Consider the following 25,237-nt stretch of genomic DNA (forward strand, 5'->3'; position numbering starts at 1 on the left):
ATAAGTAGCTTACAATCGTAATTTTGTATCAGTTTTAGTCATTTGAACAGTTAATATAAGCGTGTAAATCGATCATTTTTTATTGCGTTAACTTGACGTTGAATTCTGTATATAGATGGACACGCAAGCTAAAGATTGTACGAGGAAGAATCATGAGTACTGTTCAAATCCCTGAATATAAAACAGATCCATTCTTTGGCTTAGAAGACAAATGGATTGAAACAGCAGAAGGCGAATTAACGCATTACCACGAAGTAGGTGAAGGTACACCTGTTCTATTCTTGCATGGTTCAGGTACAGGTGTATCTGCTGCTGCAAACTGGTGGTTAAACCTTCCGGCAATTGGTGAGCAAGCACGTTGTATCGCGATTGATACCATTGGTTATGGTCAAACTGTAGTTGCTCCAAATACAGCATATGGTATCCGTGCATGGGTAGATCACGCGATCCGTACATTAGATGCACTTGGTATTGAAAAAACATGGTTGGTGGGTAACTCATTAGGTGGTTGGTTAGCATTCCAACTTGCACTTGATTATCCAGAACGTGTATTGGGTATTGTGTCTATGGGTACGGGTGGTGCAAAACAAACTGCAGCACTTAAAGCGCATGCCAACCCTGTATTGACCGAAGAAGGTATTAAAAAGACACTTTCTATGTTCGTAGTGAACAAAGACCTAATCACAGATGAATTGGTAAAAGTACGTTTTGCTTCAGCTGCAAATGACTATGCTTCAAACCGTTTGATGGATGTGGTTGGCGCGCGTGACCGTGACCGTTTCGAGTTCCCACTCGATTTCGAAAAAATGAAAGACATTACAGTTCCTGTATTGTTGATTCACGGTACTCAGGACGTTGTGATCCCTGTGTCACGTACTTGGGATATTTTAAATATTGTTCCAAACGCGGATGCACACATTTTCAGCCAATGTGGTCACTGGTCTCAAGTTGAGAAATCTGATGAGTTCAACACTGTGATTAAAAACTACCTTGCTGTACATGGCGTTAAGTAATCGCCTAAACATCTAAAAGGATGACTTCGGTCATCCTTTTTTTATCTTAAGACTATTGGGTAATTTGGATAAATGAGTGTTATTCTCAATTACACATGATTAAGTATTAAACATTGATATTTAAATATTTTTTAAGTCTAAATTGCGGGATGGAATTGTCTAATTTTTATTAGACTTAAGTTGTAAACATGGCTCATTTGGTACAAAAAATAAGCAATAAAAGATACTTCAATAGCGGAAAAAATACCAAAAAAAGTATGAAAAATACCATTTCAGTATGAAATTTTACTGGTTTGTTTGTCTGAAAAATAATCAAAATAGAGGCTAAAAATAAAAAAACATGTCTGAACGATGAATGTTAGACATGTTTAGTAAGCAAATATTTTACTTAAAATTAAATTTAGTCACGGTTGATATCGAGATAGAACACACGCGTCAATAACTCTAGGAACTTCCTCACTGCAGTAGAGTTGCTTTCCTTACGATAGCTGACATACAAATCTAAGTATGGGAGCTCGATATCTAATGGGCGAATCACGGTATTATTCATGGTTAATGGCGCGATATAGCCCGGCAAGATGGTACAACCAAGACCAATACCAATCGAGTTGATGTTAAACAAGATGTTATCGGCTTTTTGTACGATATTGAATTCAATGCCATTGGCTTTAGCAAAATCTAAAATTGCATGATGCAAAGTATAAGATTGCTCTGCAGAAGGAATAATAAAATCTATTCCATTCAATGCTTTAACTGGAATTCGCTCATATTTTGCCAAAGGGTGGTCTTTAGGCAAAATGAAAATTAACGGCTCTCGAATGACGAACTGACTTTCAATTTCATCACTGTTGAAGTTATGACGAGTAAAGGTCAGATCTAGCTCACCTTTTTTTAGCAACTTCATTTGCTCAGTGTTGTTTAAGCTGAGTAGCTCAATCTTAAGCTCAGGGTTTTGAACACGTAAATTCGGAAGGACATAAGGGAAGATCTTCATCTCAGCGACAGGGACAAAGCCAATACGTAGCATTTGTTGCTTAGCTTGTGAGACCTGACGTGCCATCGCAATGGCTTTATCCGCCTGTGCAAGTGTAAGACGTGCCTGCTCAAGGAACACAGCACCTTCTTCGGTCAGTTCCACCTTACGTTTCGTGCGGTGGAGCAGCTTTACACCAACATCTTCTTCAAGATCTTTAATCTGTTGGCTAAGCGAAGGTTGCGCTGTGTACAGCTTTAATGCCGCTTTACTGAAGTTTAATTCTTCAGCAACGGTAATAAAGTAACGGAGATGTCGTAATTCCATATGACCATCCTGATGAGTAATCCAAAAAATGTATTACTATGAATTTTTCGCAGTATAGAGCATAAAATACTATGCGGTGAAGCTTATTTTGGTATTCATAAACTAAATATAAAAGTGCTTTTAAAGGGTGTTTTAATAGTAAAAATATCAACTCAAATTATTGCTTTAAGCTATTAATCAAAACAAAAAAAATATTTCCCGAAAATCGCCTTCAAATCCATCATCGTTGAAAAGTTGAGTCAATTTACTTTGTGCCAATACCGGTCACAGGAGAGCTTTTCATGAGTGGAAAAATTGATGTGCGCGAAATCGACGCTTTAGTCGATGCACAAAATGGACGTATCACGCCATCTATCTATACCGACCCTGATCTATACGAGCTTGAACTTGAACGTGTGTTCGGCCGTACTTGGTTGTTCCTTTGCCATGAGAGTCAAATCCCTAAAGCGGGTGACTTCTTCAATACCTACATGGGTGAAGATCCTATTATCGTGGCACGCCAAAAAGATGGCTCAATTAAAGCATTCTTAAACCAATGCCGTCACCGCTCTATGCGTGTGAGTTTCGCAGACTGTGGTAATACGCGTGCATTCACTTGCCCATACCACGGCTGGTCTTACGGTATTGACGGTTCTCTAAAAGATATCCCACTTGAAGAACGTGCATTCCCACACGGTGCATGTAAAGAGCAATGGGGTCTGGTAGAAGTTAACCGTGTTAAATCATATAAAGGCTTAATCTTTGGTTGCTGGGATGAAACAACACCTGACCTAGAAGATTACATGGGTGACATCGCTTGGTACCTAGACGGCGTTCTTGACCGTCGTGAAGGTGGTACTGTCATTGTTGGCGGTGTACACAAATGGGAAATCGAATGTAACTGGAAATTTGCAGCTGAACAGTTTGCATCTGACCAATACCACGCATTGTTCTCTCATGCTTCTGCAATTCAAGTACTTGGTGCAAAACCAGACGACGAATCATCTAAGAAATTAGGTGCTGCACAAACTGCTCGTCCAGTTTGGGAAACTGCGAAAGACGCGATCCAATACGGTTCACGTGGTCACGGTTCAGGCTTCTTCTTCACAGAAAAACCAGATGCAAACGTATGGGTGGATGGTGAAGTTGCGAACTACTTCCGTGAAACTTACGAAGAAGTCAAAGAACGCTTAGGTGAAACTCGTGCGCTTCGTTTAGCGGGTCACAACACCATGTTCCCAACATTGTCTTGGTTGAACGGTACAGCAACTCTTCGTGTATGGCACCCACGTGGTCCAAACAAAACTGAAGTATGGGCATTCTGTATCTGTGATGCAGACGCTCCAGAGGACGTACAAGCAGCATTTGAACGTTCTGCAACACGTGCCTTCGGTCCTGCTGGTTTCCTAGAGCAAGATGACTCTGAAAACTGGATCGAAATTCAAAAAGTTTTACGTGGTTATAAAGCACGTCAAAACCAATTGATTATGGAAATGGGTAAAGGCAACGAAAAAGTACGTGAAGATGGTATTCCGGGTATTACCAACTACATCTTCTCTGAAACTGCAGCACGCGGCATGTACCGTCGTTGGGCAGACTTGTTGATCCATGAATCATGGGAAGACGTGGAAAAAGCAGCTGACGAATATGAGAAGGAGCTTATGAAATGAGTCAGATCAGTTTAGAACTTCATCACCAAATTAGTCAGTTCCTCTATCAAGAAGCTAAGCTTCTTGATGACTGGAAATTCCGTGATTGGTTAGACACGTTAGCTGAAGACATTTCTTACACGCTACGTACAACACCAAACGCACAAACGCGTGACCGTCGCCGCTCAATTGAGCCACCAACAACTTGGGTATTTAACGATACCAAAGATTTGTTGGAACGTCGTGTTGCACGTCTGGAAACAGGTATGGCTTGGGCTGAAGAGCCTCCATCACGTACCACTCACATGGTGAGTAACGTGATTGTTGAGCCGACTGAAGTCGAAGGCGAATACGATGTGTACGTGACTTATCTTTTGTACCGTACACAAAAAGAGAAAGACGTAACGATTTACTGCGGTAAACGTCACGACAAGATTCGTAAAGTTGAAGGTGGCCTAGGCTTCCAAATCTTCAACCGTAAAATCACTTTAGACCAAGTGACTTATAACTCCCACAACTTGAGTGTGTTCTTCTAATGAATAAGATTTTTGTTTGCCAAGTTGACGAACTAGATGAAGGCGAAGCGCTAAAAGTAGATTGCGGCGTAAATGGTATTGAAGCTTTAGCAGTATTCAATAACAACGGCGAATTCTTCGCGATGAATGATCGTTGTTCACATGGTAATGCGTCTATGTCGGAAGGTTACCTGGAAGACGACGGTACTGTGGAATGCCCACTGCATTCAGCACGTTTCTGTTTGAAAACTGGTCAAGCACTTTGCTTACCGGCGACTGATCCTATCCAAACTTTCCCAGTGATTGTTGAAGATGGTCAGTTATTTGTAGAAATGGCAGGAGAGTAATCATGGGTTGGCTACAAGGCGAAGTTGCACTTATCACTGGTGGTGGTTCAGGCCTCGGCTGGGCATTGGTTGAGCGTTTCCTTGAGGAGGGTGCACAAGTTGCCGTTCTTCAGCGTTCACAATCGAAAGTTGATGCATTGAAAGCACATTTTGGTGACCGCGTGCTTGCGATCGCAGGTGATGTGGCCAACTATGAAGATAACGTGCGTGCAGTGGAAGCCACTGTCGAGCGTTACGGTAAACTCGATTGTTTCGTGGGTAATGCAGGTATCTGGGATCATTATGCAGATATCGTCAATACTTCAGGCGAACAACTGGAAAAAGCCTTTGATGAAATCATGGGTATTAATACCAAATCACTCATCTTAGGTGCCAAAGCTGCACTAGATGCATTGATAGCTTCTGAAGGTTCTATCATATTTACTTTGTCTAATTCGGCACTGTACTCCGCAGGCGGAGGCCCTGTATACACTGCATCTAAGCATGCCGGTGTGGGTATTATGAAAGAATTGGCCTATGAGCTTGCGCCTAAAGTACGAGTGAATGCTGTTGCGCCATCAGGTATGAATGTCAATATCAAAGGAGCTGCATCTTTAGGTCAGGAAAATCTTGGTCTACTTGATGCACGTGACCCTGAGAAAATTGCCCGTGGCATGCCACTGAACTTCTTACCTGAGCCTGAAGATATGACAGGTTCATATGTTCTCTTGGCATCACGTCAAAATAACCGTCCATTGACCGGTGTTCTGATCAACGCAGAATGTGGTCTGGGTATTCGTGGTTTACGTCAACCACGTGCCGGTTTCTTTGACGAATAAAATCTTGTCTACATAAATGGACTTACTCGGCAGCCAAATTTTGGCTGCCTTCCTATTCAGGAGTATCTCATGGCCGTTAAACTGATTTGTGCTTCACACAGTCCTTTAATGGAATTTGCTGCACCGCAAGATCAAGCGCAAGAGCAAAAAGTACGTCAAGCGTTTGAGCAATTGGCTGCTGAAGTCAAAGCTTATGATCCAACCTTAATCATCACTTTTGGTCCTGACCATTTTAATGGTTTCTTCTATGACCTCATGCCTAGTTTCTGTGTCGGTATTCGTGCCACTGCAGCCGGCGATTGGGATTATGGTAAGGACAATGCGCGTATTGATGTCCCTGAAGAAAAAGCTTTAGGACTTGTGCGACGTGTATTGGATGAAGGTGTGGATGTTGCTTATTCATATCGTATGCAAGCAGACCATGGGGTGACTCAACCTTTACATTTCTTATGTAGTGGTCAACTTGATCGTTATCCAACGATTCCAATTTTCATTAACGGCGCCGCAGCACCAATGCCAACCACTAAGCGTACCATTGCCTTAGGTCGTGCAGTAGGGCAGTTCATCAAGTCATTAAACCTTGAAAATGAACGTGTGCTTGTTTTAGGTACAGGTGGTCTTTCACATGATCCACCGACACCACAAATGGGTTCTGTACCACCTGAAGTGGAAGAGTTCCTGATTGCAGGTCGTAACCCAACACCTGAAGCACGTAACGCGCGTCAGTCAAAAATCATTGCTGTGGGTCAAAAACTCGCTGCGGGTGATACTTCTGTCGCTGTGCCTTTGAATCCTGAGTGGGACATTGCGTTGCTTGAGAAATTCAAGCAAGCCGATTTTGCTGCCATGGAAGCCATGACTGAAGCTGAAATTCGTGTTGAGGGTGGTCGTGGTGGGCAAGAAGTCCGTTCTTGGATGGCCGCATTTGCAGCATTAAATGAAGTGGGTGAGTACGAAATGACGACTCACTGCTATGAAGATATTAGCGAGTGGATTGCGGGCTTCGGCATCGTATCTGCGGAATTAAAAGGTTAAAGACATGAGCAACATCGAAACTATCGTGATTGTAGGTGCTGGTCAAGCAGGCGCGAGCGCAATCTTAGAACTTCGTGGCAACAAGTATGAAGGTAAAATTATCCTGATTGGGGATGAACAACACTTACCTTATGAACGTCCACCTTTGTCTAAAGATGTGATTTTAAAACCTGAGGAAACCAAAATCGAAATTTTGTCAGAAGAAAAACTGGCAGAACTCGGTGTCGAAACGATTCGTGGTAACGGTGTTGAGAAAATCAACGCAGAAGCACATAGCGTTGAACTGCAAAATGGTGATGTGGTGGCTTATGATAAGTTGCTACTTGCTACAGGTGGTGCAGCACGTCGTCTACCAAACTTTGATGCACTCGGTAAACACGTTTATACACTGCGTAATCTTGAAGACTCACAAGCTTTAGTTCCAGTATTGCAACCGGGTCGCCGTATTATCTTGATCGGTGGTGGTGTGATTGGTCTTGAGCTTGCATCAAGTGCACGTTACAAAGAATGTGAAGTGACTGTCATTGAAATGGGTCCAATGGTGATGGGTCGTTCATCACCACGCATTTTGAGTGAATTCTTATTGGCTCAGCAAAAACAAGCTGGTGTGGATGTTCGTCTTTCAACTGCGATTGCAGATTGTAAATTGGATGGCGAAGAAGTCGTTGTCACTTTAGAAGATGGTGAAGAACTTCGTGCGGATGCGGTTGTTTACGGTATTGGTATCGTGCCAAATGCTCAGCTTGCCATTGATGCGGGTTTGGATGTTGAGTTTGCGATTAAAGTGAATGAAAACTGTCAAACCTCAAATCCTGATATCTATGCCGCAGGTGACGTAGCAACGCAACTTCGTGCTTGTGGCAATCATCGCCGTGTCGAAACTTGGGAAAATGCTAACCTTCAAGCAGGCATCTTTGCACGTCATGTGATGGGTGTTGAGCATCCGACACCAAATCCAGCATGGTTCTGGACAGACCAACTCAATATCAACTATCAATTTGTGGGTGATATGGCTGCAAGCGAATGGATTGCACGTGGTGAAATCAAACCTGAGTTGGGTGCTGAATCTTCATTTGTACTCTTCGGTGTGACTGATGGTGTGATTGTCGGTGGTATTACCGTGAATGCAGCCAAAGAAATGCGTCATTTGAAAAAATTGATCAGCAAAAACGCGGCATTTGAAGCAGAAAAATATTTAGATTTGAGTCAAGATCTACGTAAGCTGGTGAAGTAATCATCGTTTACAAATGAGCAGACCTCGGGCAACCTAGGTCTGCTTTTTATGTGCCTATAAAAAGTATTGAGTTAATTTTGAGCAGCCTATGAATACACACACATCTCCCATCATCGTTACGGCAAGTATTTATGCTTTATTGGTCTTAATCTGGGCCGCAACGCCTTTAGCGATTGTATGGAGTGTGGCAGAGATACAACCCATGTGGGTGCTGATCATTCGCTATTTTGGGGCTTCACTTTTGGCCTTGGCGATTCTAGGCATCATGCGTAATCCGTTGCCTTTTGATCGAACCTCAATGATGAGCTATGTCGCAGGCAGTCTCAACCTGATCGGGGCACAGTTGTTTATCTACTTGGCAGCGAATTATTTAACTTCAGGTTTAATGGCACTGATTTTTGGTTTTTCACCTTTAATTGCGGGCTTAATCGGTCATGTGATTTTAAAAACTCATAAGCTGATTTGGTTGCAATGGCTCGGGATGGCTGTGGCTGTCGGTGGTTTAAGTTTTGTCTTCGCTGAATCTGCGGACAGCAAGGTCAATCCATGGGGGATTGTGCTGATGTTAATTAGTATGGTGTCGTATATCAGTTCGATCTTTTGGGTGAAACAAATCAATGCACCACTCAAACCGATGTCACAAGCGACAGGTTCTTTGATTGTTTCATCACTCAGTTCATTCCTGATAATTCCATTTATTTGGCAGTCCTTTCCGACACAGTTGCCGAGCGCACAAGCCTTATTTGGTTTTGGCTTTACCATGATTTTGTCTTCTATCGTGGCAATGCTGTGTTACTTCTGGCTAATTCGTCGCTTGGCGGCATCTACCGTATCGTTAAGTAATGTGATGACCCCGATTATTGCCTTGATACTGGGCGCGACTTTAAATCATGAAGTAATTAGTAGTCACGCCTTCGCTGGCATTGCTGTCGTCATGCTGGGTATCGTGATGTACTTCTGGAAAGAATGGAAAGAGCAGTATTTTTCCAAATTAAAATCATAAGCATCAAGAGCCTCAAGGCTCTTTTTTTCTTTTTAAACGAAATAAAGCAATGTTGCTTTCCTGAACATTTAGCGTAAAGAACAACAATTTGTAAAACAAATCTAAATTCTAAAGTTTTAAGATGTTGATACATAAGATCAATCCATTTGATCATTTTATTTTAGGACAGTTTTAGCATGTCTGATGCACATTCCAATAAGATCGTGGTCTATGCAGCGCTATTTGGGAACTTGGCCATTGCCTTGGTGAAGTTTGTAGCGGCATATATCACCAACAGTTCTGCAATGCTGAGTGAAGCGATTCACTCGGTGGTTGATACCCTGAACGAAATATTGCTGTTGTACGGGATGAAGAAATCCCAACAGCCTGCAGATACCACACATCCCTTTGGTTATGGACGTGAACTGTATTTTTGGGCATTTATTGTGGCACTGATGGTATTTGCATTGGGTGCGATTGTGTCCATTTATCAAGGGGTTCAACATATTCTTCAGCCCGAAAAAATGCAAAATCCCATGATTAACTATCTAGTTTTAGGTTTTGCCATTATCTGTGAAGGCATTTCATGGTTTGTCGCATTAAAAACTTTCCGTCGTCTAAAAGGGAACTTGGGTTATTTTGAAGCCTTCCGTCGCAGTAAAGACCCAACCACCTTTACCGTGTTATTTGAAGATACGGCAGCACTAATTGGTTTGTTTATTGCTTTCATTGGGATTTTCTTGGCACATCAACTCAACATGCCTGAGCTTGATGGTGTAGCATCTATTCTCATTGGTGTGATCTTGGCGGTTTCTGCATTTTTATTGGCACGGGAAACAAAAGGTTTATTGCTTGGGGAAACTGCAGATCCCAAACTTCGGGAAAATGTGTTGCACATTGCAGGACATGATTCAGCGGTATTAAATGCCAATGGGGTTTTGACCGAACAGATTGGTGCACATCAGGTGATCGCATCGCTCAGTTTAGAGTTTAAAGACAACCTGACTTCTGATGAGATTGAAGCATGCGTTAACCGCATTGAAGCTGAAATTAGAAAAATGCATCCTGAAATTGTGGCCTTGTTTGTGAAGCCACAAACTAAAGCGGTATGGATTGAACGTACGCAGGGGCGTGTCTAAGTCTAATTTAAGTCTTAAAAAAACCACCTATAAGGTGGTTTTTTTATTTTGCTCAAGTCTAATGATTTAGAGCAGACCAGGATTGCCGCGAGCAGGATCAGTCGCACGTGCGGCTTGCGCATCAGCAACGGTCATACCGAGTGCTTTAGCTACACCTTCACCATACGCAGGGTCACACATATGGCAGTTGCGGATATGACGATACTTAATAAAGTCGAGTGCATCACCCATAGCTGCCGCAGTATTGTTGAACAACGCTTGCTTTTGCTCATCATTCATCAGATTGAATAATGCACGTGGCTGGCTGAAGTAGTCATTATCATCTTCACGATAATCCCAAAGATCAGCAGCACCTGAAATTTTCAGTGGTGGCTCTTTGTATTGCGGTTGCTCTTGCCACTGACTAAAGCTGTTCGGTTCATAGTGAGGAAGTGCACCATAGTTACCATCTGTGCGACCTTGACCATCACGACGATTTGAGTGCACTGGGCAACGAGGCGCATTGACTGGAATTTGATAATGATTCACGCCCACACGATAACGCGCAGCATCAGCATAGTTGAACAAACGTGCTTGAAGCATACGGTCAGGCGAGAAGCTAATACCTGGAACCAGGTTGCTTGGTGCAAATGCGGCTTGTTCAACGTCTTGGAAATAGTTTTCTGGGTTACGATTCAGCTCAAATTCACCCACTTCAATCAATGGATAATCGCCTTTCGGCCAAACTTTGGTAAGGTCGAATGGGTGATATGGGACTTTTTCTGCATCCAACTCAGGCATGATTTGTACGTACATTTTCCATTTCGGGAAATCTCCACGTTCGATTGCATCAAACAAGTCTGTTTGTGAACTTTCACGATCTTTCGCAATCAGTGCTTCAGCTTCAGCATCGGTCAGGTTTTTAATGCCTTGCTGAGTACGCATATGGAATTTCACCCAGAAACGCTCGTTATTGGCATTAATAAAACTAAAGGTATGGCTACCAAAACCATGCATATGACGATAGCCATCTGGAATACCGCGATCCGACATCACAATGGTGACTTGATGCAGTGCTTCAGGTAACAGTGTCCAGAAATCCCAGTTATTGGTTGCACTACGTTTATTGGTTTTTGGATCACGTTTTACCGCTTTGTTTAAGTCCGGGAACTTACGTGCATCACGTAGGAAGAATACAGGGGTGTTATTACCGACTAAGTCCCAGTTACCTTCTTCGGTATAGAATTTCATGGCGAAACCACGAATATCACGCTCAGCATCGGCTGCACCACGTTCACCAGCGACTGTTGAGAAGCGCACGAAAATATCAGTTTTTTTACCCACTTCAGAGAATACTTTTGCGCGGGTATATTGAGTAATATCATTGGTTACCGTAAAAGTCCCAAATGCGCCTGAACCTTTGGCGTGCATACGACGCTCAGGAATCACTTCGCGAACAAAGTTCCCCAGTTTCTCATTCAGCCAAAGATCTTGTGCAAGTAAAGGACCACGAGGACCTGCGGTCATACTATTTTGATTATCGACAACGGGTGCACCAGCATCAGTCGTTAAGTGCGTCATAGGACATTTTTTAGCGTCATCGCTCATGGCGAGTCTCCATTTTTATAATGTTTTATATAAGTCGAAAAAGTACATTAAAGATTTAGCATGCAAATTTGTTTTCGACTTTAAACATTGTGTAAATCAGTGTAAGCCAGACCTGCGAAATATCTATATTTCATCCGATTGGCTTGTTGGACTTATGTAATCTTGTAGAAAATATTCAAAATTAAATGAACCGTATTTAAATTTCTTCAAGACCTTGTTCTATTAAAGCTTTTTATAAAAATATGACAATGACAATTTGTTTAAATGCCTATGGGATTATTTGTTCGTGTTTATCGGAAAATAATATGGACAGCAAGAAGCATTGAAGTAATTAAAAATTATTAATAATCATGTAATTGTTGTGAGATTAAATTTTCGATTTTGATGCTGATATTGATGTTTTAAAAATGCTTGAATATTGTACAAAATGGCGTATGATCAGCGTCCCTAAATAGGGATTCATCACAACAGGTCTTGTTTGTAATAGGTGAAATTAAATGGCAGAAAAACAATTGAAATTAAAACGAGTCGAACATAACTTCGTGGCAAAACATATGTATGAAGTGAATCAAAGCCAAGTCTTTATAGACCGTAAAAAGGCATTGAAACGTGGTTATAGTAAACATAAACAAGGGCGATATTCTCATGAAGATCGCCCTTTTTTAATATCAGAACTTAGCTGTTTACCCAACATTAAAGCTGCTTGATGTAATTGACTTTAAACTTGAAAATTTTTCTATACAATCTCTTTTTTATATCTATCGAAACCGTCCTTTTAAGCACCGACAATTCGAGTTGAAGACTTCACCATATCGCCCAAACCGTGTGTTCTAAAGTAGTGTTCCATACAACTTTTCACAATCAGCGGGTTATCGAATTGAAGCACATGATCCAAGAGTTCTTTCGCATCATCCATAGGTACATGACAAATGGCTTTACGCACACGCAGAATATTACTTGAACTCATCGACAGCGTATTAAAGCCCATTGCCATCAGTAAAATCGCGGAAAGTGGATCTCCAGCCATCTCACCACAAATGCTGACCGGTTTTTCATTGCGATGACAGTCTTGAACAAGACGTGACAACGCTCTGAGGACTGCAGGGTGCAAGTGCGAGTACACGCTAGCAACACGTGGATTATTACGGTCAACGGCCAGTAAATATTGAGTTAAATCATTAGAGCCAACAGAGAAGAAATCAACAAATTCTGAAAATTCATCAATTTGATATAGCACGCTTGGCACTTCAACCATAATGCCGATTTTTGGTTTGGTAATTTTGACCTGTTCTTCTTCCTGAACAGCAGCCCAGTCACGCTCAAGCAGGTATAACGCTTCTTCAATTTCACTGACACTGGTGACCATAGGCAGCAAAATATGCAAATTATTCAGCCCAATACTGGCTTTAAGCATGGCACGAATTTGTGAGGAAAAAATCTCAGGATGATCGAGGGTAAAGCGAATACCACGCCAGCCCAGTGCTGAGTTTTCTTCTTCAATCGAAAAGTAAGGTAGGTCTTTGTCCGCGCCAATATCAAGGGTACGCATGACCACCGGTTTATTAGCAAAGTGGCTGAGCTGCTGACGGTAAATAGAGCGTTGTTCTTCTTCGCCGGGGAAACGATCGCGCAGCATAAAGGGAATTTCTGAACGATACAGCCCCACACCTTTGGCACCACGTTGCACACCACGAACAACGTCAATCATCAAACCTGTATTCACAAATAAACGTACTGCAACACCATCAGGCGTAATGGCATCTTTGGTTTCGTACTGACGCAAGTCTTTTGCGATTTGTTCTTCTTCTTTTTGAATCTCTTTGTAGCGGGTACGCAGGCGTCGTGGTGGATTAATAAAAATACGACCTTGGTGAGCATCGACAATCATCTCGACATCATCAAGCGTGTTAATTGGCAGTTCAGTCACCCCAACAACGGTTGGAATACCGAGCGCACGTGCCACAATCACCATATGTGAGTTCATTGCCCCTTCAGAGGTGACAATGGCTGCGATTTTATCGACAGGGAGTTCAACCAATGCAGCGGTTGAGATTTCTTCACCAATTAAGATACTTTCATCGGTAAGTTCACGGTGACTGGCATCTTCAACCTGTAAGCGCGCAAGAATTCGGCGTCCTAAATCTTTTAAATCCGCAACACGTTCACGCAGATATTCATCTTCCATTTGCGCGAATTGTGCTACGTGATTATCAATGACAATACGAACAGCACCTTGTGCCCAATTGCCTTCACGAATTAATTCTTTAATTTCCGCAGGCAAGGCATTTTCATCGAGCATACGTAGGAATACGCTAAACAATGCACGTTCTTCTGCCATTAAAGCATCTTGCATCTTGTCATCAAGATGTTGGATTTCTTCACGTACAGAGGCGAGGGCAGTATCTAATAATTCGAGTTCTTCACTGATGTCATCCGCTTCACGATCAGGAACTGCCGCTAAATCCGCAGGTGGATAGAGAATTACGGCACGTCCTAGCGCAATACCGCCCGAGCCCGAAATCCCTTGGAAGGTTTTATAGGCAGGTAAGTTACTTGGTTTACGAAAGACGTCGATATTGCCGACAGCATGCGCATGAGCAATCACACCTGAAAGCTGCGCACATAGAGTCACCAAGAAAGATTCAGCAGCTTCGCTGAAATCTTGTGATTCCTTGTTTTGAACAACGAGTACGCCCATCACCTTACGGCGGTACATCACTGGTACACCAAGGAAAGAGTTATAAATTTCCTCGCCTGTTTCGGGTAAATACAGGAAACGTTCGTGTTTCGGGGCATTGTCGAGGTTGACGATTTCCTCACGTTGACCGACTAAGCCAACAAGACCCTCGCCAAGCTGTAAAGATACATGCCCAACTGACTCAGGATTTAAACCTTTAGATGCCATGAGCAGATAACGATGATTGCGCTCATCTAAAAGATAAATCGAGCAGACATCGACATGCATGGCATCGGCCACATGATTGACCATAATATCGAGCGATTCATGCAAACTGGTCGATGCATTGATCTCTTGGACAATGCGTCTTAAGGTATCCAGTTGCATATTCGACATCAGGGCCACTCCATGTGTTGAGTTTTAATCTTCAGTTTATTTATAACAATAGCCGACTAAAAAATCTGCATATTTATACGATTTTTTTAGCTTTTTTCCTTTGGTAATTGCTGACAAAGTTCAACCATGGCCTTGCGGTAAACATCGCGTTTAAAATTCACCACTTGGCCTAATGGATACCAGTAACTGACCCACTGCCATTGATCAAATTCAGGTGGGTCAGATAAATTCAATTGAATATTCTGAGCCGAACCTGTCAGCTTGAGTAAAAACCACTTTTGCTTTTGACCGATACATACCGGATCTGAATCCGTACGAATGTATCGATGTGGCAAACGATAGCGCAACCACCCTTTGGTCTGCGCGATAATTTGGACATGTTCAGGCAGTAAGCCAACTTCTTCTCTTAGCTCACGAAAGAGTGCCTGCTCAGGAGTTTCACCATATTGGATCCCCCCTTGTGGAAACTGCCATGCATTGTGACCAATGCGTTTTGCCCATAAAACCTGTCCAGCATCGTTTGCCAAAATGATCCCGACGTTCGGTCGGAAACCTTCAGAGTCGATCATTTGGCACCTAAAAATTGTTTAATTTATGCCTTTGCTCACGGGGATTTTTATTTCTATATCCAACACGAAAAAAGCAAAGTTTAAAAATGTTAAAATTGCTATGATCTTAACGAATTTCTATCGACTAGCGGAGATAGATTTACAATTTTTTTCTTAAATTTCAGTTTTTACGAGTATTTTCATGAAATTGGCACTGTTTGACCTTGATCACACCTTATTAAATACAGATTCGGACCATTCGTGGGGTGAGTTTCTGGTCAACGAGGGTTTGGTCGACCCCATTCATCATCGTGCCATGAACGATAAATTTTATGAGGATTATAAAAAAGGACAGCTTGACCCGATTGCTTATAACGAATTTGTATTTGAATTTTTAACTCAGCATGACAATGACTATTTAACTGCCTTACATCAGCGTTTTATGGAAAAAGTGATTCGCCCACAAATGCGTCCTGAAGGTTTTAAAGCGATTCAACGTCATAAAGATGAAGGTCATGAACTGGTGGGGATTACTGCAACATCGGACTTTATTACTGCACCGATTTTCCGTGAATTTGGAATTACTGAAATTATTGCCACCAATGCAGAAGTGGTCGCAGGGAAATATACGGGTAAAGTGATCAATGTCCCATGTTACCAACAAGGCAAACTGACACGTTTGGAACAATGGCTCGCTGGTCGTGATGTGACAGAGTCGTGGGCTTATTCAGATTCAATCAATGATCGTTTCTTACTTGAATATGCTGATCATGCGATTGCAGTGAACCCAGATGACCGTTTAGCGGCTTTAGCTACCGAACAAGGCTGGCAAATTCAAGACTGGTCGATTTAAGCAGTTCGTTCGATTTAATCAGGCACAACTTCGGTTGTGCTTTTTTATAAGCAGAAGAGGGTACTTTTTGACATGCCCGTTGCTGAATAAACATGCTATGCTTAGAACAAATAAAGCAAGTCGACAATAACGATAGCAAGCGCTGAGGTAATGAAAATGACCCAAGTTAGACCGCGTATGACTCATTTATTTGCACAGTTAGGTCTGGATTCAAGTGCAGAAGGGATTGCCCAATTTATTCATGAGCATCAATTACCCAAAGATGTGAACCTGATGGAGGCGCCGTACTGGTCAGATGCGCAGCGCCAGTTCTTGGCTGAAAAAATTGCTTCAGATGGAGAATGGGCCATTGTGGTGGATCAGCTCAATGAATCTCTGCATGAGGATGCCACTAGCGGAATTGAGTAGTGAACAAAAAGCCAATCAACTGATTGGCTTTTTTCATTTGGGGCATTACTGTATCCGTTTCCATAAAGTTACTTGGGACAGGGTATGTTGATATTTACGCGCTGTTTCCCGGATCACAAAAGGCATATCCACAGGTTCGTCCAGCATTTCAAAATGTGGGCTGAGTAAAGCTTTGATGCCCTCTAAGGTACTCAGGTTTTCTCCCGCCTGCTTAAATCCACCTATCCATTCTGAGCGTTGTGTATGTTCTTCAAGCCAAGTATAAGGCGAGGTCAACATCAAGATCCCCCCAATTTTAAGACGCTGATGAATCTGTGTTAAAAAGTCACGTGGATGGTGGAGCCGATCAATCAGATTGGCAGCCAAAATAAAATCATAATCGGTGAAAATTGCTTTTAAATTGCATGCGTCCGCTTGAGCAAATTCAACTTTATATGCAACATCCTCAAGACCGACGGCTTTTAATGAACAGGACTTATAGTCAACCAATTCACCTTCAGTCGGTATGGTATAGCGTAAAGTTTTAGCTTGCGCTAGTTCTACACCATGTTGAATAAAGCGGGCTGAAAAGTCTAAACATGTGACATGTTTAAAGTCGCGAGCCAATTCAAAACTCGCCCGTCCTGTAGCACAGCCTAAATCTAAGGCTTTTTGACAAGTGTTCAGCTGGTAATACGGTCGTGCAATATCGACCAAGGTCTTGGCAAAATTGGCCACTCCAAAATATTCTGGGCCATATTGAAATTCTAAATATTGAGAAACCAAAGTGTCCGTTTCATAGTGGGATTGAAACTGAGTCAAGGCTTGTTCAGATTGAACATAGCGAAAACCTGCATGCTGGAAAAAATGTCGTCTAAAGGCATAACGAGAACTCGACAATGCTTCATTACCGGCAGAAATCCATGAACCACCTTTAATCAAATTGTGTTTGCCGTCAAAGGTAGGCGTACTAAAATCATCATAAATAGGATGAACTTGAAATCCTTCAAATGGATAAATTGGGGTTTCAGTCCATTGCCATACATTGCCTTGAACATCGTAAAAATTACCGTGTTGAAAATGATGAACAGGACAACTATTCGTTTGCATATTTCAACGCAATATTCGCATTTTTATCATTATGCGCATCACTTAAGCCACTGAGGTCATAGAGTCGATACCATTCGTCTTCAGTGGGTAAGCGAATGGACACTCCCATTTGTTCAGATTTCCACTGACAAAAGGCTTTTGCTTCGTGATAATTGACTTCAACCGGCCAATCCCAAGGCATAGGAATGCGTTCAAGCATGGTACGGAGTTGCCATTGATGATCTTGCCAATGCCAAAAAGTTGGATGTTCCGCTTCAGCGAAATTTCGCCAAGCCCATCCTTCTTCTGACCAATAATGCTCAGTGTGATAACCCTTATTTTCCACAAAACCGAGAAACTCTTGGTTGGAGACTAAATATTGCGATGCCTGAAATACGTCGATATCGGCTTGATGTTCGCCGTATTCATTGTCCCAGCCATAAAAAGCATCATCAAATTTTTTATTGAAATGAACTTGTCCCGCAGGTACAGGAATAAGCCTGTTATCTGGTGCTATGCCAGTTAGGACATGGGCACGCCACAGAGGATGGTTATGGACATATTCTAGTTTGTGCTGACGAATAAGCACGGAGGATGTTTCTAGATGGATTCGCTCATGTTCAATACCCATAATAATTGACCACCACGGATTTTCCCAATTGAGCGGGAGTTCCAATGGAGCATGATCAATGATTTGGAGAACCTGATCGCGAACCTGCTGTCTATATTTGCGAACGGCGGACACACTTGGCCAATCATAATGTTGCTCATTGAGATCATCCCAACTCATTTCATCTACACCAACGGCAAACATATTTTCAAAAATCGGGTTAATTCGTTCTCTGATTAATTTGGCGAGCAGTAATTTATTAATAAAAAAAGTGGCGGTATGGCCAAAATAGAAAATGAGAGGATGCCGAAGTGCAATAGGTTTTACAAAATAGGCATTGTCGTTTTTGAGACATTCAAATAAGCAGGTATAGGTATCAAAGGTATTAATGAAGTATTCGCGTAGAACTCTTCGTGCAGTCGTTGTATCGGGAAAATTTAAAGACGGTGTATCTAACAGATATAAAGCAGGACGCTCTAAATGAGGTGATTGGAAGGTATCGTTATTATTGATTTTGGTACAAGGGTTTGAGTCTAAACTCATTTGGAAAACTCCCTAATAATTTATAAAGCTTCCGATCATTTTTATAATGGAATGCTTCTAAATTAATTCAAAGGGAACAGCGGTTCTAAGTGAGTTAAGTAACAAAATGCAGTGAATTGAAATATTCACTGCATGATTGTAAAGTGATTTTTATTTAAATAGAAGTCATCAATTCAACCAAAGCCTGCGCTGCTTTGGATTGAGTGCGTCCAGGATGCCAAACCATACCCAGTTGACGATTCATTTCCAAATTAATATCCAACTGTTTTAAATCATGATTGACTAATGTTTTAGGAAGAACTGACCAACCTAAACCGATGGAAACCAACATACGGATGGATTCAAGTGGATTATTACTCATGGTTACTTTTGGTTTTACACCTTGTTTCTCGAACTCAGCCAAAGTGATTTGTGTGGTATAGGTTTGAGAAGAGGGGAGTAAGCTTGCGTATTCAAGCAAATCTTCCAACTTCAAATTTTTGCGCTGAGCCAAGGGATGAAATGGGGCTGCCACAAAGACCAATGGATCATTCCAGATGGTGACGTAATTCAGGCGTTCGTCCCCAACAGGTGGCAGGGTTAAGAATGCCAATTCCAAATCACCAGCAATGACTTGCTCATGCGCTTGCTCTGAGTCAACAAAATGAACATCAAGGGTGACATTTGGATAGTCTTGTACATAAGTCGCCAAATGTGTGGGTAAATGATGTAACCCAATATGATGGCTGGTGCCGACTTTGAGTTGACCTTGTACCTGTCCCTGTTCATGACTCAACGTATGATGAATATCACCGAGTTCATTCAGCCAATTCTTCACTTTAGGCAGCAGCGAATGTGCTGCATGGGTTGCTTGTACACCACGCCCAGCAGATTCAAATAATTTCACACCAAAGTATTCTTCTAAACTATGAATACGTTTAGTTACTGCTGGTTGGGTAATAAAAAGTTGATCTGCTGCCAAAGAAATCGAACCCGTTTCCATGACTTTCACAAAGGCTTCAAAGGCTGCCAGATTCATCTTAATCACCTATAACGAATTTTTATGTATGTTGGTATTGTTGGTGTAAATAAAGAATAAATCAAAGGGAAAGTTGTATTTTTTGAATGTAATTTAAACTTTTAGTTATTAATGATGGATTTTTAAGAAGTTTCCCTACATAAAGTTTGTGACTGAAGGTTTTATGATGACTTATGTATTGAAGTAAATAAAAAAGACCACAGAGGAAGAATGTGGTCTTTATTTTAAAATGATGAGTCGTTTCAGACTATATTGAAACTTCTTGTTCAATCGCCTGCGGTTTTTGTTCCCATGCTTTCTCATGGAAGAAGAAAGCCACCGCTTGAACAGTAGGTTCCAACAAACTTAAAGCAATAGCCATTGTTAAACTGCCTGTCACAAAGTAGCCGACCAACATCGCAACTGTAATATGCATGATGTAATAGCTTAATGTTTTCTTAAACATACGCTGATTGTTTACAACGAATTTTTGAACTTGTGCCATGTTGATCTTCCTCTAAAATCGATGTGATCTTGTTTAATGAGCTAATAATAATCATTCTTATTTAATCTGTAAAAACGTATATTTTGAATAAAATGATCGGGAAAATAGATGAATTAATCAGCAATTAAGGACTATAAAAGCAATGCTTAAAAGTAATTCCAAAAAGTTTATAAACTAATAAAAATGATAAATTAGATTTATGTGAACCTGTGGCTATAATCAAAGTTAATGAAAGAATTTACCCAGTCCAGTGGAGTACATCGACATGGCAGGCGAAACCCAAATACCAAAAACATTGTATGACAAATTATGGGACGACCATCTAGTAAAACAACGAGATGATGGCTCATCACTACTTTATATTGACCGTCATTTATTGCATGAAGTGACTTCACCGCAAGCCTTCGAAGGCTTGCAATTAGCAGGTCGTCAACCTTGGCGTTTAAGCGCGAACGTGGCAACGCCTGACCATAACGTACCGACGTCTACGAAAGAGCGTTCAGAGGGTATTGCGGGTATTGAAGATGATACGTCTCGTATCCAAGTTCAAACCTTAGATGACAACTGTAAGACATTTAATGTGGCACAGTTTGATATCAATGATATTCGTCAAGGGATTGCACACGTCGTAGGACCTGAACAAGGTTTGACTTTACCCGGTATGACAGTTGTATGTGGCGACTCACATACTGCGACACATGGTGCGTTTGGTTGTTTGGCACATGGTATTGGGACATCGGAAGTTGAACATGTATTGGCAACCCAATGCTTAGTTCAAAAGAAAATGAAAAACATGTTGGTACGCGTTGACGGTAAATTGGGTCAAGGTGTAACACCAAAAGATGTGGTTTTAGCCATTATTGGTAAAATTGGTACTGCAGGTGGTACGGGTCACGCGATTGAGTTCGGTGGTCAAGTGTTCCGTGACATGTCGATTGAAGGTCGTATGACCGTATGTAACATGGCCATCGAAGGTGGTGCGCGTGTGGGTATGGTTGCTGTCGATGAGAAAACCATTGAATATGTAAAAAACCGTCCATATGCACCAAAAGGCGCAGACTGGGACAAAGCTGTTGAGTATTGGAATACTTTGCATTCTGATGAAGGTGCACATTTCGATACAGTGGTTGTCCTTCAAGGCGAAGAGATTGAGCCACAAGTGTCTTGGGGAACTTCTCCTGAGATGGTGATTCCAGTGTCTCAAGCAGTTCCAACGTTAGAGCAAGCCAAAGATGACGTACAGCGCAATGACTGGACACGTGCATATCAATATATGGGCTTAAATGCGGGTCAGGCATTGTCTGATATTAAATTAGATCGTGTATTTATTGGTTCTTGTACCAACTCTCGTATTGAAGATATCCGTGCGGCAGCTGAAGTGGCTAAAGGTAAAAAAGTCGCAAGTACGATCAAACAAGCGATGGTGGTTCCTGGTTCTGGCTTAGTTAAGGCTCAAGCTGAAGCAGAAGGCTTAGATAAGATATTAATCGAAGCTGGTTTTGAATGGCGTGAGCCAGGTTGTTCAATGTGTTTGGCGATGAACGCTGACAAATTGCAGCCAGGTGAGCATTGTGCATCGACTTCAAACCGTAACTTCGAAGGTCGTCAAGGTAATGGCGGTCGTACACATTTGGTGAGCCCAGCAATGGCAGCAGCAGCGGCAATTGCAGGTCACTTTGTTGACGTACGTTCGTTCTAAGAGGAGCAAAGAGCATGAAAAAATATACCGTTGAACAAGGTATCGTTGCACCTTTAGACCGTGCCAATGTCGATACAGATTTGATTATTCCAAAGCAGTTCTTGAAATCAATTAAACGTACTGGTTTTGGTGCGAATCTTTTTGATGAACTCCGTTATTTGGATGAAGGCTATTTGGGTCAAGACAACTCAAAACGTCCATTAAACCCAGATTTCGAATTGAATAAACCGCGTTATCAAGGTGCTTCAATTTTGATTTCACGTGCCAACTTTGGTTGTGGATCAAGCCGTGAGCATGCACCGTGGGCATTGGAAGAATACGGTTTCCGTACTGTCATCGCACCAAGCTACGCGGACATTTTCTTTAACAACAGCTTTAAAAACGGCATGTTGCCAGTGATCTTGTCTGAAGAGATTGTTGATCAGTTATTTAAAGAATGTGCTGCACAAGAAGGTTATCAATTAACCATTGATCTTGAAGCGCAAGAAGTACGTACACCATCAGGTGAAGCATTCAAGTTTGAAGTCGATCCATTCCGTAAACATTGTTTACTCAATGGTTTGGATGATATTGGTTTAACTTTACAAGCTGCGGATGATATTCGTGCTTATGAAGAGAAAACTAAAGCTGCACGACCTTGGGTGTTTGCTGAAATTCGTGCGTAATTCTAATCATTTAGTCATAGCTTGTCGGTTTAACCCTTGATAAGATCGAGTTCAGGACATCTTAACTTGGGTTAAACAATCAACATGGCGAAATATTGGAAACCGTTGTTTGCTTTAAGTGGTGTATCGATGTTAATGACAGCTTGTCAGAGTATCGATACGCTGCAGCTCAAAAAAATCAAAGAGACCAAGGAAACACAGTCAAATGCTTTGATTTATTGTGCAGGAACACAAGATTGTGAATTTGAGCGACTCGATCAGACCATCATTATTGATGCAAAATCGGGACATTTGAACAAAGAGGCAATGAAGCAAAACCTTGTTCGTTTAAATGGACAAAAACTCAGCCAGCCGAATCCGATTTATCTTTCGATTCCATCGGGGCAGCATGAACTTGTGGTTCGCTTCTATCCAATCAGTAAAGATAAAGCAGAAGTTTTACATGTATTTCACAACTTTCATGCAAAGCGAAAATACACATTAAAGATGTATCGTGAGCGTAGTACGAAAGTTGACAGTTTATTAAATGCTTCTGTACCTGATCCATTGTGTGTGGATTTGATGCGGGAGAGCAAAACAATTCGCCGTTTCTGCAAACCTTACAATGTTCAAACGGGCATTGCAGAATTTGTAGAAAGAAAAATTTAATCCTGTTGGTAAGAACCAACGTTATAAATGGAACATCTCATGTCTAAACAAATTTTGATTTTAGCCGGTGACGGTATTGGTCCTGAAATTGTCAAAGCGGCTGAACACGTATTAAGCGTGGTAAATGATAAATTCAAACTAGATTTAACATGGGAACATGGTTTATTGGGTGGTGCTGCGATTGATGCACACGGTGCACCTTATCCAGACGTTACTTCTGCTCAAGCGCAAAAAGCAGATGCGATTTTATTAGGTGCTGTCGGTGGTCCAAAATGGGATACGATTGAGCGTTCAATCCGTCCAGAGCGTGGTTTATTAAAACTTCGTAGCGAACTAAACCTTTTCGCTAACTTGCGCCCAGCGATTCTTTATCCGCAATTGGCAGATGCGTCTAGCTTAAAACCTGAAATCGTTTCTGGTTTGGATATTTTGATTGTTCGTGAACTTACAGGTGGTATTTACTTCGGTCAACCACGTGGTATCCGTGAACTTGAAAATGGTGAAAAGCAAGGTTACAACACTGACGTTTATGCTGAATCTGAAATCAAACGTATTGCTAAAGTTGCCTTTGAAATGGCAAAACTTCGTGGCGGTAAAGTATGTTCAGTGGATAAAGCCAACGTACTTGAAGTGACAGAACTTTGGAAACAAACTGTGAATGCATTGAAAGAAGAGCAATATCCAGACATTAACTTGTCGCATATGTATGTAGATAATGCTGCAATGCAATTGGTTCGTGCACCGAAACAATTTGATGTGATTGTAACAGGTAACTTGTTTGGCGATATCTTGTCTGACGAAGCAGCGATGTTAACCGGTTCAATTGGTATGTTGCCATCTGCATCTTTAGATGAAAATGGTAAAGGTATGTATGAGCCATGTCATGGTTCTGCACCAGACATCGCAGGTCAAAACATTGCCAACCCACTTGCAACGATCCTTTCTGTTGCAATGATGCTTCGTTACACATTCCGTCAAGAAGCAGCTGCAAAAGCCATTGAAGATGCAGTAGGTCGTGTTTTAGATCAAGGTTTACGTACAGCAGATATCATGTCTGAAGGTATGACGAAAGTAGGTACGGTTGAAATGGGTCAAGCAGTTGTTGCTGCTTTAGACTAATCAATACCTTACAAGCCTATAAAAAACGCAGCATTGGCTGCGTTTTTTTATGTCAGCAGGTTCTACCTGTATAACTGACAGATTGAGCAATATTGTCCTTAAGCGGGAAGACAATCTGACAGGACAAAGAGGTGTCATAACCGTCAGCACGACTATTTGCGATAGGAATAGGCACAGTGCCTGTACCTCCTGCACTAGATTGAGGAACTGACATCGGAATAAATAATTTACGTTCTATGTGATAGCTTAATGCAGACGGACTAAGCTCTGGTGGCTGACTTTGCTCATAACCCATTTTGCTTAAATCGAGATGGTTATAAATATACTCACTTGACTGACCCACAAATGAGTTGAGATATAGCTCACGGTCATGAGAGTTCATACTCGGCGTAGATGTACATCCAGCAATCATACTGAAAGCTAACAGTATGACCGAATGATTGAGGGGAGAAGACAACCGAAACATAATGACTCCAGCATTTGCTTAAAGTACATTTTGAGTTTAATGATAAATAGGTCTTATTATTGTTGTAATTCGATAATTGGTGAATACATTAGTAAAAGTAGAATTAAACGGATATATAAAAAATTAGACAATAAAAAAGCCACTCAAAAGTGGCTTTCATGCTTGCGCTAAAACTTAGCGTGCACGGTAAGTGATACGACCCTTAGTCAAATCGTAAGGTGTCATTTCTACTTTTACACTGTCGCCAGTCAAAATACGAATATAGTGTTTACGCATTTTACCAGAGATATGAGCAATCACTTCATGACCGTTTTCTAAACGTACACGGAACATAGTATTAGGAAGCGTCTCGGTGACAACGCCTTCGAACTCGATGAGTTCCTCTTTATTGGCCATAGCCTACCTGAATGAATAAATTGGAAAGGCGCAAATTATAG

Annotated in this window: 24 protein-coding genes and 1 pseudogene; 16 read left to right on the top strand and 9 right to left on the bottom strand. The window is 41.6% G+C overall.

From position 1 onward, the window contains the following. Nucleotides 1–152 precede the first annotated feature (152 nt). Nucleotides 153–1,013 (top strand): alpha/beta fold hydrolase, encoded by an 861-nt coding sequence (locus A3K93_RS01280; protein WP_067728199.1) that lies wholly within the window; start codon nucleotides 153–155, stop codon nucleotides 1,011–1,013. 400 nt (nucleotides 1,014–1,413) lie between these two features. On the opposite strand, the gene hcaR is transcribed toward A3K93_RS01280, so the two are convergent. Beyond that, on the bottom strand, nucleotides 1,414–2,313 hold the full coding sequence (gene hcaR / locus A3K93_RS01285; protein ID WP_067728201.1) for a DNA-binding transcriptional regulator HcaR: 900 nt from the start codon (nucleotides 2,311–2,313) through the stop codon (nucleotides 1,414–1,416). Nucleotides 2,314–2,594: 281 nt separating this feature from the next. Between hcaR and hcaE the strand changes: the two genes are divergently transcribed. From hcaE to A3K93_RS01325, 8 genes are all read left to right on the top strand, one after another. Next, a complete protein-coding gene (gene hcaE / locus A3K93_RS01290) occupies nucleotides 2,595–3,962 on the top strand; it encodes a 3-phenylpropionate/cinnamic acid dioxygenase subunit alpha (RefSeq protein ID WP_067728203.1) in 1,368 nt (455 codons plus the stop codon). Next, on the top strand, nucleotides 3,959–4,477 hold the full coding sequence (gene hcaF, locus A3K93_RS01295) for a 3-phenylpropionate/cinnamic acid dioxygenase subunit beta (RefSeq protein ID WP_067728205.1): 519 nt from the start codon (nucleotides 3,959–3,961) through the stop codon (nucleotides 4,475–4,477). The genes hcaE and hcaF overlap by 4 nt, the downstream gene beginning before the upstream one ends. Next, nucleotides 4,477–4,803, top strand: a complete 327-nt coding sequence (gene hcaC, locus A3K93_RS01300; protein ID WP_067728207.1) for a 3-phenylpropionate/cinnamic acid dioxygenase ferredoxin subunit — start codon at nucleotides 4,477–4,479, stop codon at nucleotides 4,801–4,803. The genes hcaF and hcaC overlap by 1 nt, the downstream gene beginning before the upstream one ends. 2 nt (nucleotides 4,804–4,805) lie before the next feature. Beyond that, nucleotides 4,806–5,621, top strand: coding sequence for a 3-phenylpropionate-dihydrodiol/cinnamic acid-dihydrodiol dehydrogenase (gene hcaB / locus A3K93_RS01305; RefSeq protein WP_067728209.1), 816 nt, complete (start codon nucleotides 4,806–4,808; stop codon nucleotides 5,619–5,621). A 69-nt stretch (nucleotides 5,622–5,690) separates the two neighbouring features. Further along, a complete protein-coding gene (locus A3K93_RS01310; protein WP_067728211.1) occupies nucleotides 5,691–6,656 on the top strand; it encodes a 3-carboxyethylcatechol 2,3-dioxygenase in 966 nt (321 codons plus the stop codon). Between the two features lie 4 nt (nucleotides 6,657–6,660). Beyond that, on the top strand, nucleotides 6,661–7,890 hold the full coding sequence (gene hcaD, locus A3K93_RS01315; RefSeq protein WP_067728213.1) for a 3-phenylpropionate/cinnamic acid dioxygenase ferredoxin--NAD(+) reductase subunit: 1,230 nt from the start codon (nucleotides 6,661–6,663) through the stop codon (nucleotides 7,888–7,890). Nucleotides 7,891–7,978: 88 nt separating this feature from the next. Continuing rightward, nucleotides 7,979–8,893 (top strand): DMT family transporter, encoded by a 915-nt coding sequence (locus tag A3K93_RS01320; protein WP_067728214.1) that lies wholly within the window; start codon nucleotides 7,979–7,981, stop codon nucleotides 8,891–8,893. Nucleotides 8,894–9,069: 176 nt separating this feature from the next. Next, nucleotides 9,070–10,011 (top strand): cation diffusion facilitator family transporter, encoded by a 942-nt coding sequence (locus A3K93_RS01325; protein WP_067728217.1) that lies wholly within the window; start codon nucleotides 9,070–9,072, stop codon nucleotides 10,009–10,011. Between the two features lie 66 nt (nucleotides 10,012–10,077). Here A3K93_RS01325 and A3K93_RS01330 read toward each other — a convergent pair whose 3' ends face one another. After that, complete coding sequence (locus A3K93_RS01330) at nucleotides 10,078–11,598, bottom strand: catalase (RefSeq protein ID WP_067728218.1); 1,521 nt, start codon at nucleotides 11,596–11,598, stop codon at nucleotides 10,078–10,080. Between the two features lie 497 nt (nucleotides 11,599–12,095). Here A3K93_RS01330 and A3K93_RS01335 point away from each other — a divergent pair, with 497 nt between their 5' ends. Then, nucleotides 12,096–12,305 carry a DUF7230 family protein gene (locus tag A3K93_RS01335; RefSeq protein ID WP_067728220.1) on the top strand — a complete coding sequence of 70 codons (210 nt, stop codon included), beginning with the start codon at nucleotides 12,096–12,098 and terminating at the stop codon, nucleotides 12,303–12,305. Nucleotides 12,306–12,373: 68 nt separating this feature from the next. On the opposite strand, the gene ptsP is transcribed toward A3K93_RS01335, so the two are convergent. Beyond that, nucleotides 12,374–14,671 carry a phosphoenolpyruvate--protein phosphotransferase gene (ptsP, locus tag A3K93_RS01340; protein WP_067728223.1) on the bottom strand — a complete coding sequence of 766 codons (2,298 nt, stop codon included), beginning with the start codon at nucleotides 14,669–14,671 and terminating at the stop codon, nucleotides 12,374–12,376. 86 nt (nucleotides 14,672–14,757) lie between these two features. Further along, nucleotides 14,758–15,240, bottom strand: a complete 483-nt coding sequence (locus A3K93_RS01345; RefSeq protein ID WP_067728225.1) for an RNA pyrophosphohydrolase — start codon at nucleotides 15,238–15,240, stop codon at nucleotides 14,758–14,760. A gap of 181 nt (nucleotides 15,241–15,421) precedes the next feature. Here A3K93_RS01345 and A3K93_RS01350 point away from each other — a divergent pair, with 181 nt between their 5' ends. Further along, nucleotides 15,422–16,072: an HAD family hydrolase gene (locus tag A3K93_RS01350; RefSeq protein ID WP_067728227.1), complete on the top strand. Its 651-nt coding sequence runs from the start codon at nucleotides 15,422–15,424 to the stop codon at nucleotides 16,070–16,072. A 156-nt stretch (nucleotides 16,073–16,228) separates the two neighbouring features. After that, complete coding sequence (locus A3K93_RS01355) at nucleotides 16,229–16,480, top strand: DUF2789 domain-containing protein (RefSeq protein WP_005232362.1); 252 nt, start codon at nucleotides 16,229–16,231, stop codon at nucleotides 16,478–16,480. A gap of 45 nt (nucleotides 16,481–16,525) precedes the next feature. Here the strand turns inward: A3K93_RS01355 and ovoA are convergent. The 3 genes and pseudogenes from ovoA to A3K93_RS01370 all read right to left on the bottom strand — a co-directional run bounded on the left by ovoA (nucleotide 16,526) and on the right by A3K93_RS01370 (nucleotide 20,203). After that, a pseudogene (ovoA, locus tag A3K93_RS01360) lies at nucleotides 16,526–18,701 on the bottom strand (5-histidylcysteine sulfoxide synthase). Between the two features lie 154 nt (nucleotides 18,702–18,855). Then, complete coding sequence (locus A3K93_RS01365; protein ID WP_067728229.1) at nucleotides 18,856–19,719, bottom strand: LysR family transcriptional regulator; 864 nt, start codon at nucleotides 19,717–19,719, stop codon at nucleotides 18,856–18,858. A gap of 247 nt (nucleotides 19,720–19,966) precedes the next feature. Continuing rightward, nucleotides 19,967–20,203: a DUF2061 domain-containing protein gene (locus tag A3K93_RS01370; protein WP_067728231.1), complete on the bottom strand. Its 237-nt coding sequence runs from the start codon at nucleotides 20,201–20,203 to the stop codon at nucleotides 19,967–19,969. Nucleotides 20,204–20,468: 265 nt separating this feature from the next. On the opposite strand from A3K93_RS01370, the gene leuC reads away from it, so the two are divergent. The 4 genes from leuC to leuB all read left to right on the top strand — a co-directional run bounded on the left by leuC (nucleotide 20,469) and on the right by leuB (nucleotide 24,334). Next, nucleotides 20,469–21,902 (top strand): 3-isopropylmalate dehydratase large subunit, encoded by a 1,434-nt coding sequence (gene leuC, locus A3K93_RS01375; protein ID WP_067728234.1) that lies wholly within the window; start codon nucleotides 20,469–20,471, stop codon nucleotides 21,900–21,902. A gap of 14 nt (nucleotides 21,903–21,916) precedes the next feature. Next, nucleotides 21,917–22,567, top strand: a complete 651-nt coding sequence (gene leuD / locus A3K93_RS01380) for a 3-isopropylmalate dehydratase small subunit (RefSeq protein ID WP_067728236.1) — start codon at nucleotides 21,917–21,919, stop codon at nucleotides 22,565–22,567. Between the two features lie 84 nt (nucleotides 22,568–22,651). After that, nucleotides 22,652–23,215: a hypothetical protein gene (locus tag A3K93_RS01385; protein WP_067728238.1), complete on the top strand. Its 564-nt coding sequence runs from the start codon at nucleotides 22,652–22,654 to the stop codon at nucleotides 23,213–23,215. 39 nt (nucleotides 23,216–23,254) lie between these two features. Continuing rightward, on the top strand, nucleotides 23,255–24,334 hold the full coding sequence (leuB, locus tag A3K93_RS01390) for a 3-isopropylmalate dehydrogenase (protein ID WP_067728241.1): 1,080 nt from the start codon (nucleotides 23,255–23,257) through the stop codon (nucleotides 24,332–24,334). 52 nt (nucleotides 24,335–24,386) lie between these two features. Here the strand turns inward: leuB and A3K93_RS01395 are convergent, their stop codons facing one another. Both A3K93_RS01395 and infA read right to left on the bottom strand, forming a co-directional pair. Continuing rightward, nucleotides 24,387–24,800, bottom strand: a complete 414-nt coding sequence (locus A3K93_RS01395) for a hypothetical protein (protein WP_067728243.1) — start codon at nucleotides 24,798–24,800, stop codon at nucleotides 24,387–24,389. A gap of 174 nt (nucleotides 24,801–24,974) precedes the next feature. Continuing rightward, on the bottom strand, nucleotides 24,975–25,196 hold the full coding sequence (infA, locus tag A3K93_RS01400) for a translation initiation factor IF-1 (protein ID WP_001284370.1): 222 nt from the start codon (nucleotides 25,194–25,196) through the stop codon (nucleotides 24,975–24,977). Nucleotides 25,197–25,237: the final 41 nt, after the last annotated feature.

The sequence above is a fragment of the Acinetobacter sp. NCu2D-2 genome, from assembly GCF_001647675.1.
GTDB lineage: Bacteria > Pseudomonadota > Gammaproteobacteria > Pseudomonadales > Moraxellaceae > Acinetobacter.

Bases quoted from the DNA above. Each gene is read 5' to 3' on its own strand.
- A3K93_RS01355 (WP_005232362.1), top strand. From the start codon at position 16,229: ATGACCCAAGTTAGACCGCGTATGACTCATTTATTTGCACAGTTAGGT.
- A3K93_RS01385 (WP_067728238.1), top strand. From the start codon at position 22,652: ATGGCGAAATATTGGAAACCGTTGTTTGCTTTAAGTGGTGTATCGATG.
- A3K93_RS01365 (WP_067728229.1), bottom strand. From the start codon at position 19,719: ATGAATCTGGCAGCCTTTGAAGCCTTTGTGAAAGTCATGGAAACGGGT.
- hcaE (WP_067728203.1), top strand. From the start codon at position 2,595: ATGAGTGGAAAAATTGATGTGCGCGAAATCGACGCTTTAGTCGATGCA.
- hcaF (WP_067728205.1), top strand. From the start codon at position 3,959: ATGAGTCAGATCAGTTTAGAACTTCATCACCAAATTAGTCAGTTCCTC.
- hcaD (WP_067728213.1), top strand. From the start codon at position 6,661: ATGAGCAACATCGAAACTATCGTGATTGTAGGTGCTGGTCAAGCAGGC.
- A3K93_RS01330 (WP_067728218.1), bottom strand. From the start codon at position 11,598: ATGAGCGATGACGCTAAAAAATGTCCTATGACGCACTTAACGACTGAT.
- ptsP (WP_067728223.1), bottom strand. From the start codon at position 14,671: ATGTCGAATATGCAACTGGATACCTTAAGACGCATTGTCCAAGAGATC.
- A3K93_RS01310 (WP_067728211.1), top strand. From the start codon at position 5,691: ATGGCCGTTAAACTGATTTGTGCTTCACACAGTCCTTTAATGGAATTT.
- hcaR (WP_067728201.1), bottom strand. From the start codon at position 2,313: ATGGAATTACGACATCTCCGTTACTTTATTACCGTTGCTGAAGAATTA.
- leuB (WP_067728241.1), top strand. From the start codon at position 23,255: ATGTCTAAACAAATTTTGATTTTAGCCGGTGACGGTATTGGTCCTGAA.
- leuC (WP_067728234.1), top strand. From the start codon at position 20,469: ATGGCAGGCGAAACCCAAATACCAAAAACATTGTATGACAAATTATGG.
- leuD (WP_067728236.1), top strand. From the start codon at position 21,917: ATGAAAAAATATACCGTTGAACAAGGTATCGTTGCACCTTTAGACCGT.
- A3K93_RS01370 (WP_067728231.1), bottom strand. From the start codon at position 20,203: ATGGCACAAGTTCAAAAATTCGTTGTAAACAATCAGCGTATGTTTAAG.
- A3K93_RS01345 (WP_067728225.1), bottom strand. From the start codon at position 15,240: ATGATCGACTCTGAAGGTTTCCGACCGAACGTCGGGATCATTTTGGCA.
- A3K93_RS01335 (WP_067728220.1), top strand. From the start codon at position 12,096: ATGGCAGAAAAACAATTGAAATTAAAACGAGTCGAACATAACTTCGTG.
- infA (WP_001284370.1), bottom strand. From the start codon at position 25,196: ATGGCCAATAAAGAGGAACTCATCGAGTTCGAAGGCGTTGTCACCGAG.
- A3K93_RS01280 (WP_067728199.1), top strand. From the start codon at position 153: ATGAGTACTGTTCAAATCCCTGAATATAAAACAGATCCATTCTTTGGC.
- A3K93_RS01325 (WP_067728217.1), top strand. From the start codon at position 9,070: ATGTCTGATGCACATTCCAATAAGATCGTGGTCTATGCAGCGCTATTT.
- hcaC (WP_067728207.1), top strand. From the start codon at position 4,477: ATGAATAAGATTTTTGTTTGCCAAGTTGACGAACTAGATGAAGGCGAA.
- A3K93_RS01320 (WP_067728214.1), top strand. From the start codon at position 7,979: ATGAATACACACACATCTCCCATCATCGTTACGGCAAGTATTTATGCT.
- hcaB (WP_067728209.1), top strand. From the start codon at position 4,806: ATGGGTTGGCTACAAGGCGAAGTTGCACTTATCACTGGTGGTGGTTCA.
- A3K93_RS01350 (WP_067728227.1), top strand. From the start codon at position 15,422: ATGAAATTGGCACTGTTTGACCTTGATCACACCTTATTAAATACAGAT.
- A3K93_RS01395 (WP_067728243.1), bottom strand. From the start codon at position 24,800: ATGTTTCGGTTGTCTTCTCCCCTCAATCATTCGGTCATACTGTTAGCT.